Source organism: Micromonospora sp. NPDC047793, assembly GCF_040642635.1.
Lineage (GTDB): Bacteria > Actinomycetota > Actinomycetes > Mycobacteriales > Micromonosporaceae > Micromonospora.
This window is the reverse complement of sequence record NZ_JBEYSG010000026.1, coordinates 34,785-54,111: the sequence shown is the minus strand read 5'-3', so window position 1 is coordinate 54,111 and position 19,327 is coordinate 34,785. Positions and strand designations below refer to the sequence as shown.

The window sequence follows — 19,327 nt, the reverse complement described above, 5'->3', positions numbered from 1 at the left end:
TCCAGGCTGGTGGGATCGGTCATGCCGGCACCGCCCACCGGTGTGGGCACAGCAGCAGCCGCAACGCGACGGCCGCCTGTTGGGGGACGACGCCGTTACCGAGGACCCGCAGCGCGGCGGTGCGCGGCACCGCGAGCGTCGGATCGGTCACCCAGTGCGGGTCGAGGCCCATCAGCCATTCCACGAACGGCGGCGCGAGGACCGGTTTGCCGTGCCGTCCCGGTTGGGTCGGTGCCGGTGCCGGACGGTCGAGCAGCAGCTCCCAGCGGGCCACCGCTGCGGCGTACGGACCCCACCGGTCGGCGTCGGGCCGGCCCAGTCCGGTGACGGTGGTGCGTAGGTCTGCTCCGCCGTCGCCGTGCCTGCCGGGCCCGTGCGCGTCGGAGGCACGTGGCGTGGGTAGCGTCCGGACCGGAACCCGCACGGCTGCCGAGGGCAGGGTGAGGTCACCGTGCGACCCGCGTTGCCCGGGGCAGCCCTTGACGCCGTCGGTCGCCCTGGGGGTGGGCAGCAGCACCTGCGACAACGGTGGCCGCCATCCGGTGCCGGCCCGCCGGCCGGGGGTGCCGGTGTCGCTGGCCCGCGGCGTCGGCAGCAGCTTCGAGGCGACGCCGGACAGAGACGGCCGGCGGGCCGCCCCCGCCGAGGGGGACATGTTCGACCCGTAGCCGACCGCGGTCGGTGTCGGTAGCAGGCCGTGGCGGGTGCCGGTCGGCTCCACCAGGTCCGGCAGACCGTAGGGGTGGCCGGGGCCCTTACCGTCACGGGCGCAGGGTGTCGGCAACGTCGGCACCTCCTCCCCGCGGTGGGGTGGGGGTGGCCAGCAGGAACAGTCGGTCGCGTCGGTGGGCGGCGCCGACGTCGGATGCGCGTAGGCATAGCCAGCTCGTGTCGTACCCGATCGTGGCCAGGTCACGGTGGACGACGTCGAGTCCTCGCCGTAGGAGGGCGGCGACGTTCTCCACGAACAGCAGCCGGGGTCGAAGTATGCGAACGGCGTCGGCGACGTGGTTCCAGACGCTGGAGTGTGCGCCGGTGATGCCGGCGCGTCGGCCGGCGTTGCTGATGTCCTGGCAGGGGAATCCGGCGGTGACGATGTCGACCGGCGGGACCCGCGTCCAGTCGACGGTGCGGATGTCGCCGAGGTTGGCGACGCCGGGCCAGTGATGGGCCAGGACGGTGGCGGCGTGCCGGTCGGTTTCGGCGTACCAGGTGAGCCGGCCGCCGAGCACCAGCTCGACGGCCAGGTCGAGACCGCCGTACCCGCTGCACAGGGATCCGATTCGTGGGGCAGTGGTCTGCGCACCGCTCACGCCACCTCCCCGAGCCCGTGGCCGGTCGTCGATGCGTCGTGGGGGCAGGTCCACGGCCCGCAGCCCGGCGTATCCCCCGGCCGGGAGCGCGGGCGCAGGACCACCTGGTCGAGCGGCACCCGCTGCCGGTGCAGGAAGAACTGCCCGCGCAGCGGATGCCCGTCCGCGTTGGCCCGGGCGGAGCCGTCGCGGATGGCGTGGTCGAAGGCGACCGCGTCGGCCCACTCCTGCGGGCTGTGCTCACGCAGCGCGAACCAGAAGGCGTCGTCGTGGAACGGGCACCCCACACACGACGACTTCGGGGTGTCGGCGAGACCGTGCCGGGCCAGGAAACTCAGGCAGTCGGTTCGTCGCCAGCCCAGGTCGAGCAGCGGGAAGACGTTACGCATGTAGCCGACGTCGGCGTCGCGGGCGCGGTGGACCTCGTCGACCGAGATGCCGATGGCCATCTCGGCGACGACTCCGGCGGGCACCCGCCGCGGATGGGGATGACCGAGGCGGCGCCGTACTTCTGCCTTGATCGGTTTGATCTTGTATTCGGAGGTGCACTGCCGTCGGGCCATTCCCCGCTCGCCGTTGGGGCCGAGCGTGAACAGGGGCATGCTCGCGAACCGGTGTGCGGGGTCGAGGGCGTCGGCGCGGATGTCGCCGGTGCCGATGCGCACGACGTCGATGCCCGCCTGGGCGGCGATGCTGGTCAGGTGGTGTAGGTGCCGGTAGACCGGTCGTGGTTCCCACCGGGTGTCGGCGAAGATCGCCGCGTCGAAGCGGGGGATTGTCCCGTGGACGGCCAGCAGCAGGAGCGTGGTGCTCTGCACCCCGGCGCCGAGGGACAGGAAACGGTAGGTGGGTGCGGTCACTGCACCACCCCGGTCCCGTCCTCGGCGGCCTTGGTGAAGATCAGGACGTCTTCGTGGGCGATGAGGTGCATCGGTGTTCCGCCGGCCCTGGCCTTACGGACCTGTTGGAGTTGGAAGAACGACGGTCGGGCGACGAGGTGCCCGTCGCGGACGGCGGCGAGCAGGGCGACGCACCGTTCGGTCGGGACGAGCCCGGCGCGCTGGCCGGCGGCGATGACGGCGCTGGGCAGGTCGACCAGTTCGCCGCGTTTGCGCCAGGGTCGGGCGGTCACCACGACGACCCCGCCGGGGCGCAGCAGGGTGTGGCAGCCGGTCAGGATGCGGGTGAATCCGTCGGCGAGGCCGGTCAGGTCGCGGTAGGCGAGGTTGCCGCGGTCGTGGCCGTCGTTGTACCGGTCGTCGTACTTGACGACCCCGTGCTCGCCGGGCCGCACGAGGCCGTGCACGGTCGGCCCGTAGGGCGGGGAGGTGACCACGAGCGCCACCTGCCCGGTCAGCGCGGCGGGGACGAGGGCGGTGAGGCGGGTGGCGTCGCCGCGGATGACCGAGGCCCGTCCGGTGGCGCCGTGGTCGTGGGCGTGGCGGATGTTGGCGTCGGCGATGTTCGACCAGCGGGGCTCGTACTCGATGCCGAAGGCGTCGCGGCCGGCGTGGACGGCCTCGACGAGGGTGGTGCCGATGCCGCACATGGGGTCCAGGACCAGGTCGCCGGGGCGGGTGTAGGCGTCGACGGCGTGGGCGGCGATCGCGGGCAGCATCCGGGCCGGGTGCTTGACCGACTCCGGCACGTACCGGCCGCGTCGTTGGACGGGGCCGGTGGCCTGGGCGGTGACCCAGACCGACAGGTCGTCCGGGTCGGCGCGGTGGCGTCCCTCGTTCTCGCGGTGCCCGCCGTGGTCGTTCCCGCCCACGACGGGGTCCTGTCCGGAGGGTGTGGTGGTGGGGTCAGGCATGGCCGTCACCTCCGGTGCGGCCTCGCCGGGCACGGGGTTCGGCGGTGTGGTCGGGGTGGGGGGTGAAGACGAGCAGGTCGGCGTGGACCCGCAGGTGCGCGACCTGCCACCGCGCGGTGTCGTGGGCGAGGGTGAGTAGTTCCTCGTCGGTGACGTGGTAGACGAACTGGTCGCCGTCGGTGTCGGCCTCGACCGCGACGATGTGCTGCAGGTAGCCGAGGCCGGCGGCGGCCGCGGCGGTCACCAGCGGACCGAAGTCCTCCGGCGTGGGCTGCGTCCCGGCGGGCACACCGACGACGAGGACGAGGCATCCCCCGGGGCGCAGCAGCCGCGCGCAGGCCGCGAGGAGCCAGGCGAGGCGGACCCGCGCGGTGGTGTCCGCCGTGTGCAGCGGCCAGCACGCGACCACCAGGCTGGTCGCCGCGTCCCGCCGACCGTCGTGCGGCGGCGTGGGGGCGCCGGTATCGGGGTGGTCGCAGTCGGTGAGGTCGTCGCCGAACCACGCGCCCAGCTCAGGCGGGTCCTCGCCCCCGTCGGTGTCCGGCACCGGCGTGCCGGTGACCGGGGTGGTCCCCGACGCTGGGGGCGGCTCGGTGGTGGTGGGGCTGATGATCAGGGTGGAGCTGTCGGTGAACCAGGCCCGGTGGTGGCGGCGACCGCCCGTGGCGCAGATCGTGGTGAGGGCGTGGTCGGTGGTGAGGTCGACGACCGCCTCGCCGGGCCGGCTGTAGGCGGCGACGAGGCGGTACGCGAGGCGGGTGGGCAGGCTGGTGTGGGCGTCGGCGTCGGTGCGGGCCGTGCGCCAGACCGTGATCGGGACCGGCGGGTCGCCGGCGATCAGGTCGATGAGTGTGGGGTCGGCCGGCGGCTGGTGGCCGGTCTGAGGGTGCGGCGGGTGCTGGCTCATGTGGATGTCGGCTCCGCGCCGCGCCGTGAAGCGCTGACACCCCCGAACCGCGCCCTGTGAGCCGTGACGAACACTTGTTCCGCTCGCAGCCACTCACAACGCCTGACAGACGTAGGGCTGGGCGGTCCCCCGGCCGCGAGACTGGCGTGTCCTGCCGATCTTCTAGTGGTTGATCGTTGACCATGTGCCAGCGGTGCGTCGCGGTGAGCTGACCGATAAGGCGCGGGCGGTGATCGCGCCGCTGCTGCCCGAGCTGGGCGGTGCCCGGGGGCGGTGGCGGGATCATCGCCAGGTCATCAACGGGATCCTGTGGAAGCGGCGCATGGGCGCGCCGTGGCGTGAACTGCCGGAGCGCTTCGGACCGTGGGAGACCTGCCGGACCAGCCTCGTCATCATCGCCGCCATCGTCTGGCTTTCATGATCACTCGGATGCGTCATCCGAGATCACCAGCGCGTTCAGTCCATCGATCACCCGAAAGTCGAGATCCCAACGCCCAGCGAGATCGGTGATCGCCGCGTACTCCTCACCTGTCAGCCGCACCCGGTAGTCGAGGACGTTGACGCAGAGCGTGTCCAGCCCGAGCTGCTCCTCGCCCGCCATCACATCCACCATCGAGTCCGCGAGCCGCGGATCCAGGGGTGCACCAATCTCAGCCTCAGCCTGTGCATCCGCCCGTCCAGACAGCGCCTCGACCAGACGCTGAAAACGCCGGCGATCCTCGGTCCAGTACATGGCCGAAGCATGTCATGACCAGCAGTGCAGATCCATGATCGGCAGGACACGCCCGAGGTGCGGCTGAAGTGCGCTCACCCGCTATCCGGTCCGTTTCTGTGAGGCGACGGATACGGATCTCTCTCGATCCCGCCTCCACATGTCGTGACGGAAGCTGGCCGAGCTGCCGCTTTCGGCAGGCGAGCTCAGGGAGCTGCTGCACCAAGCTAGTCCTGTTTGTTGTTACTGATACTGGGTTGCGTCGCTCGGTCGTGAGCGTTTCCGGTGGAGCGTGTGGCTTACCGTGATCGGCGTGGCGTTCACTGTGGATCAGGCTGCGGTAGCGGGAGTCGGCGTAGCGGGAGTGATCTCCGTCAGCGCGGCCGATGGCCCGTACACGGTGTTCGACTCGGTGATGGGTGTGGTTCTGCTCATCCTGTTCTTGTCGTTCTATGAGCGAGGGACGCCCGGTGCGCGGTCCTCTGACCGCTTTCCGGCCGCTGCGGCCGCGGTGTTGGCCGTGATCTTCTGTCTTGTCCTGTCGCCGTTGGTCGAGGCCTTCTGGCTGATCGGGGGGTATGACCGGCGGGACTTCGCAGTCGACTCGACCCTCGCGGCGGTCTGGATCGTCCTCTTCTCGGTCTTCTGGCGCTCGCCCATCCGCCGGGAGGTGCCCCGTATCTTGACGGCCATTCAGGGCCGGATGAGAGCTGCCGCCCGGGAAGGGTGGGCGACGCGCGGCAAACGCACGGAGACGTGAGAGATCCGCTCGACAGCGTGGCCGCCTGAACGTCTGCTGCGCCGCCAGGCGATCCGCAGCCGGTAGGGGTGCGTGACCCTAGTGGTGGACCACAGAGCCGACCAGCGCGGTGAAACCTGTTCTGGTGTCACAGCGCCGATGTCGCCGGCCCTGGCACAGCCTCCGGCCTCGCGGGCGATGGCCGCCGCCCGGGAATGTCACAGGTTCGCGGCCGGCGGCAGGGTGCTGACAGCGCCGGGTGCTGACAGAAGCACCGTGATCGGACCGGCTGTCACCGCCGTTCGTCCGGGACCGACACGATGACAGCCGCCGCCACGACCTCGCGTGCCGGAGCCCGTTTGTGACACGGCGCCGCGACAGAGGCGCTCTCACAGGGTCTGTCACGGTGTCACAGGGCAGGTCAGTCGCCCTGCCCGGATCCGCTGTCAGCAGCCTCCGTCGATGTCCGCTCTGCCCGTGACAGTGATCCGACCTCTGACAGCCGCCGCCGTCGGGCGCCCAGGGGGTGGCGTTGTCAGAGCCGTGTGAGGCCCTCGTGGCGGAATCGATGTCACCGCCTGCCGTGACGACACCGGCCGGGCGGCACCGATACCGCCCTTCGCTGTCACGGGAGTGTTGTCATGAGTGTGTCCAGGGATTGGCCGTCGTCCGCGCTGGACGCGGCGGCGACCGCCTTCGCCGCGTTGACGTGTGAGCCCGCGCCGCTGGCGCTGGACTGCGCGGCGTTCGGCACCGCCACGGGGTTGCCGGCGCGGGTGATGCCGTTGCCGGAGCTGCGGGACTGGCTGCTGCGACGTCCGCAGGCCTACACGGCGCGCGACGAGGTGTGGCGGGAGTTGATCCGTCGGGCCCGGCTCGACGGGCCGCAGTGGGTCGTCGCCGCGGTCGGTATGGCGTTGCCGGCGCTGCGGCGGTACGCGGCGCGGCTGGGTGAGGGCTACGACGGTGATCCGGCGGACGTGGACGCCGAGATCCTGACCGGGTTCCTGACCGCGCTCCGCGACCGGCTGGACCTGACCCGACCCGCGCCGTATGCGGGGGTGTGTAAGGCGGCGTGGCGTGCCGGGCGTGACCTGCGGCTGCGGCAGCGGGCGTATCTGGCGGTGGAGGACATCGAGCACGTCGCGCTCGGCGCCCGTAGCCCGAGCGTGCCCTACGGGCATCCGGACCTGCTGGTCCGCCGGGCGGTGACCCTCGGGATCCTCGACGCACGAGATGAGCGGGCCTACATCGACGTGCGGCTCGGCCGTCGGGCGATCGAGCCCATCGCCGCCGCGATCGGTGTCAGCCCGGACGCGCTGCGCATGCGGCTGTCGCGTATCGACGACCGGCTCGCCGACGCCCTGGCCGACGGTCTGCTGACCGGTGTCGCGTCGCCGCAGACCGTGGCGCGGCTGCGCAGGCGCGCCACGCACAGCGCGCAGCGTCGTGCCGGCCGCGCCACGACCGCCGCCCGGCACACCGCCGACACGTCGGCTCCGGTGCCGGCCTGACCGAGGCGCGTACCGGTGGTGGCCCGACGGTGTTGACCGTCGGGCCACCACCGTCTCCGACCTCAGAGCGCGTCGCCGACGCCGAGGACTGTCAAGGGTGGTGAGCGCGCCCCGTCCGCACTCACGGGACCTCACAGCCGACCAGGTGGCTCATTGCGCGAAACAGGTGACACGGGGTGGTGGCAGGTGCGCTGAGCAGGGCGGTGAGTCCGCAGCCCGCATGTGTGGGTGGGTGTGAGCGCGGCAAGTGTTCGCCAGAGCCCACAAGACCCGGTTCGGGGGTGCGGGACCGTCCCGAGCCGTACCGCTCGCCGATCCCGCCCGCCGCCGGGCGACACAGGCAGCACCCCCGAATCGTGTGCCTCGGGTGCCGCGCCACGAGATGCGCTGACACCACATCGACGACCGCAACCACCCATGAGGGAGGACCAGCTCCTCCCGGGGCCGACGCGGTTCGGTCGCCTCCTGCGCCCGGCGGCGGTCCTGTCCCAACCGCCTACGCAGTTCGCCCCACCACGGGACGTCCCGGGGTGGGGCGGGAAGGGCAACCCTGATGTCCCGCACCCCGCATCCCCTCCGACGCGCCGCTCGGGTCGCGCTGCGCGTCGCCGTACCGGCGGCCGGCCTCGCCCTGACACTCGCCCTCCCGGGCGCCGCGTACGCCGGCCCCGGCGCCGCCGTGGAGCTGGCGGCGAACTCGCTGCCCGCTGTCATCACCAACCTCCGCATGTGGATCATGGGGATCCTCGCCGCGCTCGCCACCCTCTTCCTCGTCCTGGCCGGCGTGTACTGGGCCACCGCGGGCGGTGACCCGTCCCAGGTCGAGAAAGCGAAGCTGGCCCTGCGTAACGCGTTGGTCGGCTACGGCCTGGCCGTCCTCGCGCCGGTCCTGCTGCAGGTCGTCCGAGGCATCGTCGGGGGCTGACCCATGACGGTGTGGATGCTCGACCAGATCCTCGGCTGGATGACCACCGCGGTCCTGGCGTGCCTCGACGCGATCTTCGACCTCATCACCGGTGTCCTGCTCACCACCCCGAGAGTCACCGCGCTGCCGCAGGTGCAGGCGCTCGCCGGCCGATCGGTGTGGATCGTGGACGCCGTGTTCGTGTTGGCGTTCGTCGCCGCCGGAATCCTGATCATGGTCGCCGGCGGCGACGAACAGGCCCGCTACACGGCCAAGGACCTCCTGCCCCGACTGGTCGTCGGATTCACCGCCGCGCACTTCTCCCAACTGGTCTGCGCCCAGCTCATCGACCTCACCAACGCCCTGACCGCGGCCGTCGCCGACGGCTACGACAGCGACGGCACGTTCACCGCGATCCAGACCCACCTCACCGCCGCCCAGGACCGGGCCGTGCCCCTGCTGTTCCTCGTCCTGGCCCTGATCATCACGATCTTGATCGCGACGACCGCGGTCCAACTCATCGGCCGGTTCGTCGCGCTGCTGGTCCTGACCGCCATCGCCCCACTGGCCCTGGCCTGCCACGCCCTGCCGCAGACCGACCCGCTGGCCCGCCTGTGGTGGCGCGCCTACACCGGCTGCCTGGCGATACCCGTCGCGCAGGCGTTCTTCCTCACCGCCGGAGAACAGGTCCTGCTCGACCCGGCGACCATGCTGCCCGTGTTCGGGATGCCCGCCGACCCCGGCGGCACCCTGAACCTCCTGGTCGTCGTGGTCCTGCTGTGGACCACCGTCAAGATCCCCGCACTGATGGCCCGCTGGGCGGGCCAGAGCGGACACGGCACCACCGCGATGCTCGGCGCCGCCGCCCGCGTCGTCGTGGTGCAGCAGCTCACCCGCACCGTCCCCGGACTCTCCACCCTGCGAAGGACCGTCAGATGAGCACCCCCGAACCCGACACCGGCCCGGCACGCACGCGCATGCCCGCCGACGTCGACGCCCCCGACAAGGTCGCCTACGGCCTGACCTTCCACCAACTGGCCATCGTCGCCGCCGGAGCCCTCACCTTCTACGCCCTCTGGCGCGCCCTGCACACCGTCATGCCCGGGCCGGTCCTCGTCGCCGTCGGCGTGGTGCTCGGCGGGCTCGTCATCGGACTGGCCCTCGGCCGCCGCGACGGCCTACCGCTGGACGTGTGGCTGCTGCACGCCATCCGCCACACCCGGGCACCCCGCGCCCTGTCGACGACCGACACGACCGCCACGACCCCGTACTGGGTACAGGCACCGAAGAGCCGCATCATGATGCCGGCGCCGCTGACCCTGCCCGCCGATGCGATCGACGACGGCGGCGAGATCCACCTCGGCGCCACGCGGGCGGCGATGGTCGCCGCGACCAGCGTCAACCTCGCGCTCCGCACCGACGACGAGCAGGCCGCCCTGGTCGACGCGTTCGGCCGCTGGCTCAACAGCCTGTCCACACCGACGCAGATCGTCGTGTCCGCCCAACCGGTCGACCTGCACTCCGCCGCCCGCACCCTGTCCCAGGCAGCCGACCGGCTCGCCCATCCGGCGCTGACCGACGCGGCCTGCGACCACGCCCGCTTCCTCGACGACCTCGCCACCCGCACAGATCCGCTGCGCCGGCAGGTCCTCATCGTCACCCGCGCCACCACCACCGACCGGGGCGATCACACGGCCCGCCGGCGCGCCGACGACACCGCCCGCACCCTGTCCGGTCTCGGCGTCACCACCCGCGCCCTGAACGGGGCGGCGGTCACCGCGGCCCTCGCCGCCGCCGCCGACCCTTACCGGCCGCCACGACCCGGCGCACTCGCCGCCCCCGACACCGTCATCACCGGCCCCGACCCCTGCATGAAAGGACCGCGATGAGAACCCCCACCCACTCCCGCGCCCGCACCCGCCGGACGTCGTCGCTGGCGGGCGCCGTCGCACCCGCCTCGGTCGAGGTGACCCCGCGGATGCTGCGCGTCGGCGACGCCTACACCGCGACCCTCGTGGTCACCGGCTACCCCGCCGAGGTCGGCCACGCCTGGCTGGAACCCCTGCTGTCCTGGCCCGGCCGACTCGACCTGGCCCTGCACATCGACCCGCTGCCCGCACCCGTCGCCGCGACCCGGCTACGCACCCAACGCGCCCGTTACGAGTCCAGCCGCCGCGCCGACGCCGAGTCGGGCAAACTCACCGACCCCTACGTCGACGCCGCCGCCCACGACGCCGCCGACCTCGCTCAACGCCTCGCCCGAGGGCAGGCGAAACTGTTCCGCGTCGGCCTCTACCTGACCGTGCACGCCCGCACCGAAGACGAACTCCTCCAGGCATGCGCGCAGGTCAAAGCCGCCGCCGCGTCCACCCTCATCGAGGTGCAACCGGCCACGTGGCGCCACCTCGCCGGGTGGAGCACCACCCTGCCGCTGTGCACCGACTCGCTGCAGATGCGCCGCACCATGGACACCCACGCCCTCGCCGCCGCGTTCCCCCTCGCCAGCGCGGACCTACCCGCCCCACTACCCGGCGACCCACCCGCAGAAGGCGGCGTCCTCTACGGCGTCAACCCCGACTCCCACGGCATCGTGTGGTGGGACCGCTGGACACAGGAGAACCACAACTCCGTCGTCCTGGCCCGCTCCGGCGCCGGCAAGAGCTACTTCGTCAAGCTGGAGATCCTGCGCAACCTCTACCAACAGGTACACGTCGCCGTCATCGACCCCGAAGACGAATACCTACGCCTCGCCGACGCCGTCGGCGGCACCCTCGTCCGTCTCGGCGCCCCCGGCGTGAAGATCAACCCACTGGACCTACCCACCGGCGACACCCGCCCCGACGTGCTCACCCGCCGCGGACTGTTCCTCCACACCCTCATCGCCGTCCTCCTCGGACAACAGCCACCACCGGCCGAACGCGCCGCCCTGGACCGCGCGATCCTCGCCGTCTACCGCCACGCCGGGATCACCACCGACCCGGCCACCCACCACCGACCCGCACCACTACTACGCGACCTCACCGGATGCCTGGACGCCGACACCGACCCCGCCGCCACCAACCTCGCCGCCCGCCTCGCACCGTGGGTACACGGCTCCTTCTCCCACCTGTTCGACAGCCCCTCCACCACCCGCCTCCACGGGCACCTGGTCGTGTGGTCACTGCGGCAACTGCCCGACGAACTACGCACCGTCGGCACCCTCCTGGCACTCGACGCGATCTGGCGTCAGGTCGACGCCCCCACCACGACCACCACCCGCCGACTCGTGGTCGTCGACGAGGCATGGCTACTGATGCGCGACGGCGAAGGCGCCCGCTTCCTGTTCCGGATGTCCAAAGCCGCCCGCAAACGCCACGCCGGACTGACCGTCATCACCCAGGACGTCAACGACGTCCTCGGCACCGACCTCGGCCACGCCGTCGTCGCCAACGCCGCCACCCAGGTGCTCCTCAAACAGGCCCCACAAACCATCGACGCCGTCGGCGATGCGTTCGGCCTCACCGCCGGCGAACGACGACTCCTACTGGCCGCCCGCGTCGGCACCGGCCTGCTCATCTGCGGCACCAACCGGACGAGCTTCGAGGCGATCGCCTCCGACACCGAACACCACCTCGCCACCACTGGCTTCGAGTTCGACGGATCTGATCGGTAACCCCCGACCGACCGTGAGGATGGTTCGTGTCACGGACGGTGATGCAACCATCCGTAGCGGACCAATGAAAGGCCCAGAGCCCGGGTGAAATTGATCTGTGCAGGGCTACCGCGTACCGGATTCCTATTGCCGGGCGACGGCATGCCTCATGTCCAGCAAACCCGTGCTACCTCTGGCGAGATGCACGCCTGGATGGCGCTGCTTCGACTGGACGAGGGGCAAGGTGCGGTTCGGTCAGGAGACGGTCCGTCCGCCGGTTCTCGGCATCATGATCGGTTTGGGTGGTGTCGGATGTTAGTTGTGGCATTGATCTGATGCGCTGACGTCAGTAGGGATAGGCGTAACTACCGAGTTCGAGGGGGATGAGATTTGGACGCGACTGTACTGCTGGGATTGGCCACGTCTGCTGCGACGACGTTAGTCGCGGCAGCGGCCACCGACGCATGGGGGTACGCCCGTTCGGGGTTTGCTCGGCTGTTGACCCGCGGTGACCAGCGCCGCGAGGCGATCGTCGCGGGTCGGTTGGACGCGTTGCAGAGTGAGGTGCAGGCGGCTACGCCGGACCAGCGAGAGCAGGCCCGGCAGCGACTGCTACCTGGCTGGCAGATCCGGCTGGCAGATCTGTTGGAGGAGAACCCCGACTTGGCGGAGGCAATACAGCAACTGCGTGACGAGTTGCGGCCCCAGCTTCCCGTCGTTCAGCAGCAGTGGGTGCAGAACGTGACCGCCACTGCGGGCGGCGCGACCGCGCAAGGGGCGATGTTCGGCAACATCATCAACCACCCGGCACTCACACCACCGCGCTCGACACCTAATGGGCAAGGTCCGGACGGTGGGCGGTCTGATCAGTGAGCGGGCTAGCGGGCGCAACACAGAACATTACTGCCGTAGCTGGATTCGCCTACGGGGTGATCGGTGCTGATCTGCACGTGTTTAGTGACGGAACTCCGCTGTATCTGCTGGAGCAGCACCAGTCGCCCGCGGTGCCGGATCGCACGTGGCTGCGGCAGCTGCCCAGCCGGATGCTCAACGCGCGCGCCCAGGTCGTGGCGTTCACTGGCCGTCAGCAGGAGTTCCGGAATCTGAACGAGTGGCTGACCAGCGAGCCGAGGCTGGCGGTGCGGTGGCTATCCGCTCCTGGTGGCCAGGGTAAGACCCGATTGGCTGCCAACTTAGCGGAGACCGCTGTCCAGCAGCGGTGGAAGGTCGTCACCGCGATCCACGGTGTCGGTGCAGTGCGGTCCTCGCCGGCCAGTCAGGATTTGCGCCTTGATGGGCATCAGGGGGTGCTGCTGATCGTGGACTACGCCGACCGGTGGACGAGCAGTGCGCTGACCTTCCTACTGCGCAATTCGCTGCTGTATCAACTGCTGCCCACTCGTGTGCTACTGCTGAGCCGTACCGCCACCTCTTGGCCCGCCTTGCGCGCCGCCCTCGCCGACCCACAGCTCCACGCCGACACCTCTCTGCAGCCACTCACGCCGATCGCTGACAGCGACGGCGCCCGCCAGCAGATGTTCACTGCGGCCCGGGATAGTTTCGCTGCCCTCTACGACCTGCCCGACCCCGCCGTGGTGGGAGCACCGACAAGCTTGGAGCACCCCGACTTCGGCCTCACGCTCACCCTGCACGTGGCAGCCTTGGTGGGCGTTGATGCACACGCTACCGGCGGCCGGCCGCCAAGCGATCCGCACAACCTGACCAGCTACCTGCTCGACCGGGAACATCTACATTGGGAACGGCTCTACGAGCAACGCATCAGGGGCTTGGACTACCAGACCCCGCCCAGCGTTATGGCCCGAACCGCGTTCACCGCCGTGCTGACCGGCCCCATCTCCGACCTTGACGCCCACATGCTGCTCGACAAGATGGAACACGAACTACCCGCTCCGCGAGTAATCACCGACCACACTCGCTGTTACCCTGCCACCGACCCAGCGCAGCCCACTGCCCTGGAACCGTTGCACCCAGACCGGCTCGCCGAGGACTACCTCGCCATCACTCTCGCTGGCACCATCGAGCAACCCCCGCACGCCTGGGCCGCCGTCCGCCTGCAACAGACCCTGGCCCAAGCCATGGCAGACCAACCGCCCGCCAACCTCATCGCCAGGTCGGTGACGTTCCTAACGGCGGCCGCTGCGCGGTGGCCGTCGCTGGGACCGGCACACCTCTACCCACTATTGCGTGAACGCCCTCAGATAGCCCTAGCCGCCGGCGGCGCAGCCCTCGCCACCCTTGCTGCCATCCCCCATGTCGACCTCGCAGTGCTGGAGGCCATCGAACCGCTGCTTCCCCAGGACCGGCACGTCGACCTGGACATCGCCACCGCCGCGATCACCACCACGCTGACGCGCCACCGCCTCGCCGCCACCAGCGATCCCGCCGAACACACCCGCCTACACCTCAACCTAGCCCGGCGACTAGCCAACGCCGGTCAGCGCGAGCAGGCCCTGAGCGTGGCCGAGGAAGCCACTGCGGGCTACCGACGGTTGATCGAGGTCGATCCTGCCGCGAATCTTCCCGATCTCGCGATGTCGTTGAGTAACCTCGGTGGCTTCCTAGCGGCGTTGGGGCGTCGGGAAGAGGCACTGGCGCCGGTCAGGGAAGCCATTTCCATCTACCGCGGGCTGGTCGAGGTGAACTCTGCGGCCCATCTTCCCGATCTCGCGATGTCGTTGAGCAACCTCAGCGGCATCCTGACGGAGTTAGGGCGTCAGGGGGAGGCGCTGGGTCCGGTCGGGGAGGCCGTGGCCCTCCAACGCCAATTGGCCGATATCAACCGCGCCACCCACCTACCCGGCCTCGCGACAGCAATGATCAACCTCGGAACCTCCCTATCAGGGCTAGGGCGCTGGGAGGAGGCGCTGGATCCGGTCGAGGAGGCCGTGGCCCTTCAATGCCAGTTGGCCGAAGCCAACCCCACCACCCACCTACCCGACCTCGCGACAGCACTCAACAGCCTCAGTGGACTCCTGTTCAAGCTGGGGCGCAGAGCAGAGGCGCTGGACATAGTCGAGGAAGCCGTAGCCATCCGGCGCCGATTGGCCGAAGTCAACCCCACCGCCTACCTACCCGACCTCGCAGCGTCGTTGACTACCCTCGGAACCTCCCTATCGTGGCTGGGGCGCCAGGAGGAGGCGCTGGAACCGGCCGAGGAGGCCGCGACGATCCACCGTCAGTTGGCCGAGTCCAGGCCCGCGGCCCACCTACCCGACCTCGCAGCGTCGTTGACTACCCTCGGAACCTCCCTATCGCGGTTAGGGCGCTGGGAGGAGGCGCTGAGCACGGTCGAGGAAGCCGTAGCCATCCGGCGCCGATTGGCCGAAGCCAACCCCACCGCCCACCTGCCCGACCTCGCGAAATCGTTGAATAACCTCGCCATCTACCTGGTGGAATTGGGGGGTCGACATGAAGCGCTAGCCACGGCTGAGGAAGCCACGGCTATCTATCACCAGTTGGCCAAGGCCCGCCCCGCCGCGTATCTATCGGAACTCGCGGGGTCATTAGACAACCTGGGCAACCATCTGGCGGAGGTAGGGCGAAAAGAGCAGGCGTTGCATCGGGTGCAGGAAGGCCTGGCGATCCGGCGCCGATTGGCCGAAGTCAACCCCACCGCCCACCTACCTGACCTCGCAGCGTCGTTGCATAACCTCGGCGGCCTCCTGTTCGAGTTGGGCCGGCAGGAGGAAGCACTGGGGACGGCTGAGGAAGCTGTAGCCATCTATCGCCAGTTGGGCGAAGCCAACCCTGCTACCTACCTGCCCGACGTCGCGATGTCGTTAAGCAACCTCGGCACGTACCTATCGACCTTAGGGCGCCGGGACGAGGCGCTGGACGCGGTCAAGGAAGCTGTAGCGATGCGTCGCCAGCTGGCCGAAGCCAAACCCGCCGCCCACCTACATAGCCTCGCGATCTCGTTGGCGAAACTCGGTCTCCGCATGTCGGAGATGGGGCGCCGGGATGAGGCGCTGGACACCACCGAGGAAGCCGTAAGCATCTATCGCCAGTTGGGCGAAGCCAACCCCACCGCCCACCTACCCAACCTCGCATGGTCGTTGTGCGCGTACGCCCAAGTATGCGTCAACACCCGGCACAACTTGTCCCAGGCGCTCACTTCGGTACTGGAAGCGATCCGCCTTTATGAAGGCCTCGTCATGGAGCTGCCCCAAGCGTTTGAGTCACCCCTATTAGCAGCGCACCGTACTCTGGCCGACATTCTGGACGGTCTTGGTTGTCCAGACGAGGCGGCTGAGATGCGGCAACAGCTCGCCCCTCCCAGCTTGGACCGCCGCCCGAAACAGGGATGACGGCTGTCTCGCGGAGGTCGTCTACTCCGTGAAGGGATCCTACGGAGTTGCTCGGGGCCGCTGAATTGGAAGAACCTCTGTCAGGTGCGGCAGGTGCCACCGTGGTCGGGACCGTTGACGGTCTCGATGTAGCGCATGGCTCCAGCAGCGGACAGACCAGACAGTTCACACAGCATCCGTAGGTCACCCTTGGTGGCGTTCGCTTCATCGAGGATGCGGTCTTGGCGCGGACATACCGAGCTGTTTGCGGATCCACCAGAGTGTGACTGGCCGGTCGTGTTGCTTCCGCAGATCAAGCATCCGAGTCTCGTTCATCCTCAACCCGATCCGTCGCCACAACGACACCGCCAGGCAGTCCAGGCGCGGCCGACAGGAACTTACGCGCAGACGGCAGCCGCTGCCGCCACTGGGAGAACAACAACTCGACGTCGTCCTCGCCCGGTGGCACCTACGCGGCCCCGTAGTCAGCATTTACTGCCGGTTGAACTGATCAATAACCTGCTCGATAGCACAGCCAATCAGCTCACGGATATCACCCAGGGCGCCGGCCGATCGGGAAGTTGAAGAACTCTCCGAAACTCCATGCCTCCTCTGGCACGGTCAGAGCGGCCGGCCCCCACGGCGCTGCGCGTCGAGGAAAACGGTCCGCGTCAGCCGGCTTCGCGGTTCGCGCCGGCCCGACAAGGAAACAAACAAAATCCGGCAAACCCGGCTTATCGCCACTGGCGAAGCTGTCACAGATCCCGCGCTCCACGCAGGTTGGCAGGTACAACGACCGAATTTCCCACCCGCCCCGGTCAGCTAAGCCCACCCACGCGCCCCGACCACCCGCCATCGACGGCACCCCACCTTGATCAGCTACCGCGCCTGCGGGCGAGCCGATGCACCTCGATGAGGAGAACGACGTGTGACTCCGACGACCACTCAGGCACCGGCGCAAACGACGCCTCTGCCCACTCTGGACCTTCTACCCGCCTCGAACGGTGACATCAGCGGTGCCCTGGTCGATGCCGCCCTATGGGCCGGACAACGGCTCTGGTTGGCGGCAGTCGTCGCCGGCCTACTCGCTGCCTGGATCGCGGCCCGCAACCTGGTCGACCTCCATCGATATCGACACCACAACCAGCGGGCGCGCCTGGTCACGATTGCGCCTCCGCCCGACGTCGACCCGCACGGTGCCGCCGCTCTGTGGGCGAACCTCGCCGGCGTGCTCACCCCGTCGCGGCGACGACGCCTGCTCTACGGCGCCCCGCACGTCGTGTGGCAGTACACGTGGTCCGGTCGACAGCTGCTCATCTCGATCTGGGTCCCCGGCACCGTTCCCCCGGGGGCGGTCGAGGCGGCGGTACGGGCGGCGTGGCCCAGCTCGGCCACGACCACCGACGAGAACCCCGCGCCGCCGATTCCCCTGCACGCGCACCCCGCCGCCGGTGGGCACCTGCTGCCGGTGTACGCGGAGTGGCTGCCGCTGTCCACCGACCACGACACCGACCCGTTGCGCCCCCTCATGTCCGCCGGAGCGCAGCTCACACCCGGCGAGTACGCCTGCGTGCAGATACTCGCTCGCCCGGCCACCCCGCGTCGGGCGGCACGGGCCCGCCGCGCGGCCTGGCGCCTACGGTCCGGCACCACCGCCGCACCGGCGATCGACCCGGCCGCGCCGGTGCGGTGGCTGCTCGACGCGTTCCTGCCCGCCGGCGGCACCGGCCGCACCACGGCCCCGGCCAGGCGGGACCCGACCGTCGAGCGGGACGTGCGGGCGATCCTCGACAAGACGGCGCACCCGCTGTGGCAGACCGGTATCCGGTACGCGGTCGCCACCACCAGCCGCCGGCACGGCGCCGACCCGCTCGGTCGGCTGCGGGGCATCGCCGACACCCTCGCCTCGGCGTTCGCCATCCACACCGGCCGCAACCGACTCACCCACCGGACGCGGATGCCCACGCCCGTGGCCGTCCTGGCCGCCCGCCGCCTCGGCCCGGGGTTCCTCACCTCGGCCCCGGAACTCGCCGCACTCGCGGCGCTACCACAGGATCTCGCCGTCCCCGGCCTGGACCGGGCGCGCGCCGCGTCGATGCCGGCACCGGTCGCCGTCCCCAGCGGCGGACGCGGCGTGAAGATGCTCGGCGACGCCGAGATCGGCGGCCACAGTGTCGGGCTGTCGGTGCCGGATGCGAGGTATCACCTGCATGTGATCGGGTCGACGGGCTCCGGCAAGACCACCCTGCTAGTCAACATGGCCCTCGACGACATCAAAGCGGGGCGGGGCACCGTGGTCATCGACCCGCACGGCGACCTCGTCCTGGACATCCTCGACCGGCTCCCCGCCGACGTCGGCGACCGCGTCGTGCTCTTCGACCCCGACCAGGACAACCCGCCCACCCTGAACCCGCTCGAAGGCGAGGACCCCGACCTGGTGGTCGACAACCTCGTCAGCATCTTCGGGAACATCTTCGCCAAGGCATGGGGCCCACGCATGGACGACGTCATGCGGGTCGCCTGCCTCACCCTGCTGCGCCACCACAACGTGACCCTGCAGCACATCCCCCCACTCTTGAACTCGCCGCAGTTCCGGTCCGCGATGACGGTGGACCTGGACGACCCGGCCGGACTGAGCGGTTTCTGGCAGTGGTACGACGGCCTCAACGACAGCCTGCGATCGCAGGTCATCGGCCCGGTCCTCGCCCGACTGCGGTCCTTCCTACTGCGTGACTTCGTCAAGCGGACCATGCGGTACCCGAAGTCCAGCTTCGACATGGGCCGCGTGTTGGACGGCGGCGTGCTGCTCGTCCGCATCCCCAAGGGCGTGCTCGGCGAGGACACCAGCCGGCTCCTCGGCTCCCTCGTCCTCGCACAGGTATGGCAGGCCGCCACCGCCCGCGCCGCCATCACACCCGACCGGCGACGCGACGCGACGCTGATCATCGACGAGGCGCAGAACTTCCTCACCCTGGCGAACTCCCTGGACACGATGCTCGCCGAGGCACGCAAGTACCGGCTGTCGCTCGTACTCGCCCACCAGGACCTGGCGCAGTTCCCCCGCGACCTACTCGCCGCCGCCTCCGCAAACGCCCGCAACAAGCTGTACTTCACCTGCGCCCCGGAGGACGCCCGGGTGCTGTCCCGACACACCACGCCCGAACTGAGCGAACACGACCTCACCCACCTGGACGCATACACCGCCGCCGCGCGTCTGGTCGTCGACGGCCGCCACACCCCCGCGTTCACGATGAAGACCAGGCCACCGAGGCCGCCCGTCGGTGAGGCCACCGCCATCCGGCAGGCAGCCGCCGCAGCGGTACCGGTGCAGGACACCAGCGCCGTCGACGAACTCGTCGACCGACTCAGCCGCAAGCCCGACGACCGGCGGTCCCGCCCGAAGGGCACCCGCGCCTGAGCCTGCCAGCCGGTGGCATCACCCGGGTCGCGCACCGGCTCGTCACGGGGCTCGCCACCGGTGACCGCC

15 protein-coding genes and 1 pseudogene are annotated in these 19,327 nt (G+C 70.1%); 10 read left to right on the top strand and 6 right to left on the bottom strand.

Annotation, left to right across the window (positions count from 1 at the left end; translation table 11 throughout):
• Window positions 1-19: 19 nt before the first annotated feature.
• From ABZ738_RS30660 to ABZ738_RS30640, 5 genes are read right to left on the bottom strand one after another with little or no spacing between them, the layout of a single operon-like run.
• Window positions 20-793 carry a hypothetical protein gene (locus ABZ738_RS30660; protein WP_357219042.1) on the bottom strand — a complete coding sequence of 258 codons (774 nt, stop codon included), beginning with the start codon at window positions 791-793 and terminating at the stop codon, window positions 20-22.
• The gene (gene dcm / locus ABZ738_RS30655; protein WP_357219039.1) at window positions 762-1,313 is read right to left on the bottom strand and encodes a DNA (cytosine-5-)-methyltransferase; all 552 of its coding nucleotides are present in this window, start codon (window positions 1,311-1,313) and stop codon (window positions 762-764) included. Before dcm ends, ABZ738_RS30660 begins: the two co-directional genes overlap by 32 nt.
• The gene (locus tag ABZ738_RS30650; RefSeq protein WP_357219036.1) at window positions 1,310-2,173 is read right to left on the bottom strand and encodes a hypothetical protein; all 864 of its coding nucleotides are present in this window, start codon (window positions 2,171-2,173) and stop codon (window positions 1,310-1,312) included. The genes dcm and ABZ738_RS30650 overlap by 4 nt, the downstream gene beginning before the upstream one ends.
• Window positions 2,170-3,126 carry a DNA methyltransferase gene (locus ABZ738_RS30645; RefSeq protein WP_357219033.1) on the bottom strand — a complete coding sequence of 319 codons (957 nt, stop codon included), beginning with the start codon at window positions 3,124-3,126 and terminating at the stop codon, window positions 2,170-2,172. The genes ABZ738_RS30650 and ABZ738_RS30645 overlap by 4 nt, the downstream gene beginning before the upstream one ends.
• Window positions 3,119-4,033 (bottom strand): hypothetical protein, encoded by a 915-nt coding sequence (locus ABZ738_RS30640; protein ID WP_357219030.1) that lies wholly within the window; start codon window positions 4,031-4,033, stop codon window positions 3,119-3,121. The genes ABZ738_RS30645 and ABZ738_RS30640 overlap by 8 nt, the downstream gene beginning before the upstream one ends.
• A 193-nt stretch (window positions 4,034-4,226) precedes the next feature.
• Here ABZ738_RS30640 and ABZ738_RS30635 point away from each other — a divergent pair.
• Window positions 4,227-4,409, top strand: a pseudogene (locus tag ABZ738_RS30635) (transposase); the annotation flags it as partial.
• A gap of 45 nt (window positions 4,410-4,454) precedes the next feature.
• Here ABZ738_RS30635 and ABZ738_RS30630 read toward each other — a convergent pair.
• Window positions 4,455-4,766 (bottom strand): hypothetical protein, encoded by a 312-nt coding sequence (locus ABZ738_RS30630; protein WP_357219027.1) that lies wholly within the window; start codon window positions 4,764-4,766, stop codon window positions 4,455-4,457.
• Between the two features lie 292 nt (window positions 4,767-5,058).
• On the opposite strand from ABZ738_RS30630, the gene ABZ738_RS30625 reads away from it, so the two are divergent.
• The 9 genes from ABZ738_RS30625 (at window position 5,059) to ABZ738_RS30585 (ending at window position 19,258) form a co-directional block, all read left to right on the top strand.
• Complete coding sequence (locus tag ABZ738_RS30625; RefSeq protein ID WP_357219024.1) at window positions 5,059-5,505, top strand: hypothetical protein; 447 nt, start codon at window positions 5,059-5,061, stop codon at window positions 5,503-5,505.
• Window positions 5,506-6,125: 620 nt separating this feature from the next.
• Window positions 6,126-6,998, top strand: coding sequence for a hypothetical protein (locus tag ABZ738_RS30620; protein WP_357219021.1), 873 nt, complete (start codon window positions 6,126-6,128; stop codon window positions 6,996-6,998).
• 553 nt (window positions 6,999-7,551) lie between these two features.
• Window positions 7,552-7,923: a pilin gene (locus ABZ738_RS30615; protein ID WP_357219019.1), complete on the top strand. Its 372-nt coding sequence runs from the start codon at window positions 7,552-7,554 to the stop codon at window positions 7,921-7,923.
• A 3-nt stretch (window positions 7,924-7,926) separates the two neighbouring features.
• Window positions 7,927-8,841 carry a conjugal transfer protein TrbL family protein gene (locus ABZ738_RS30610; RefSeq protein ID WP_357219016.1) on the top strand — a complete coding sequence of 305 codons (915 nt, stop codon included), beginning with the start codon at window positions 7,927-7,929 and terminating at the stop codon, window positions 8,839-8,841.
• Window positions 8,838-9,791: a PrgI family protein gene (locus ABZ738_RS30605; RefSeq protein WP_357219014.1), complete on the top strand. Its 954-nt coding sequence runs from the start codon at window positions 8,838-8,840 to the stop codon at window positions 9,789-9,791. Before ABZ738_RS30610 ends, ABZ738_RS30605 begins: the two co-directional genes overlap by 4 nt.
• A complete protein-coding gene (locus ABZ738_RS30600; RefSeq protein ID WP_357219011.1) occupies window positions 9,788-11,554 on the top strand; it encodes a DUF87 domain-containing protein in 1,767 nt (588 codons plus the stop codon). Before ABZ738_RS30605 ends, ABZ738_RS30600 begins: the two co-directional genes overlap by 4 nt.
• Window positions 11,555-12,031: 477 nt before the next feature.
• Window positions 12,032-12,406: a hypothetical protein gene (locus ABZ738_RS30595; protein WP_357219008.1), complete on the top strand. Its 375-nt coding sequence runs from the start codon at window positions 12,032-12,034 to the stop codon at window positions 12,404-12,406.
• A complete protein-coding gene (locus ABZ738_RS30590) occupies window positions 12,403-15,861 on the top strand; it encodes a tetratricopeptide repeat protein (protein WP_357219005.1) in 3,459 nt (1,152 codons plus the stop codon). The genes ABZ738_RS30595 and ABZ738_RS30590 overlap by 4 nt, the downstream gene beginning before the upstream one ends.
• A gap of 1,000 nt (window positions 15,862-16,861) precedes the next feature.
• Entirely contained in the window at window positions 16,862-19,258 is a 2,397-nt protein-coding gene (locus ABZ738_RS30585) for a DUF87 domain-containing protein (protein WP_357219100.1), read from the top strand.
• The last annotated feature ends 69 nt before the right edge of the window (window positions 19,259-19,327 follow it).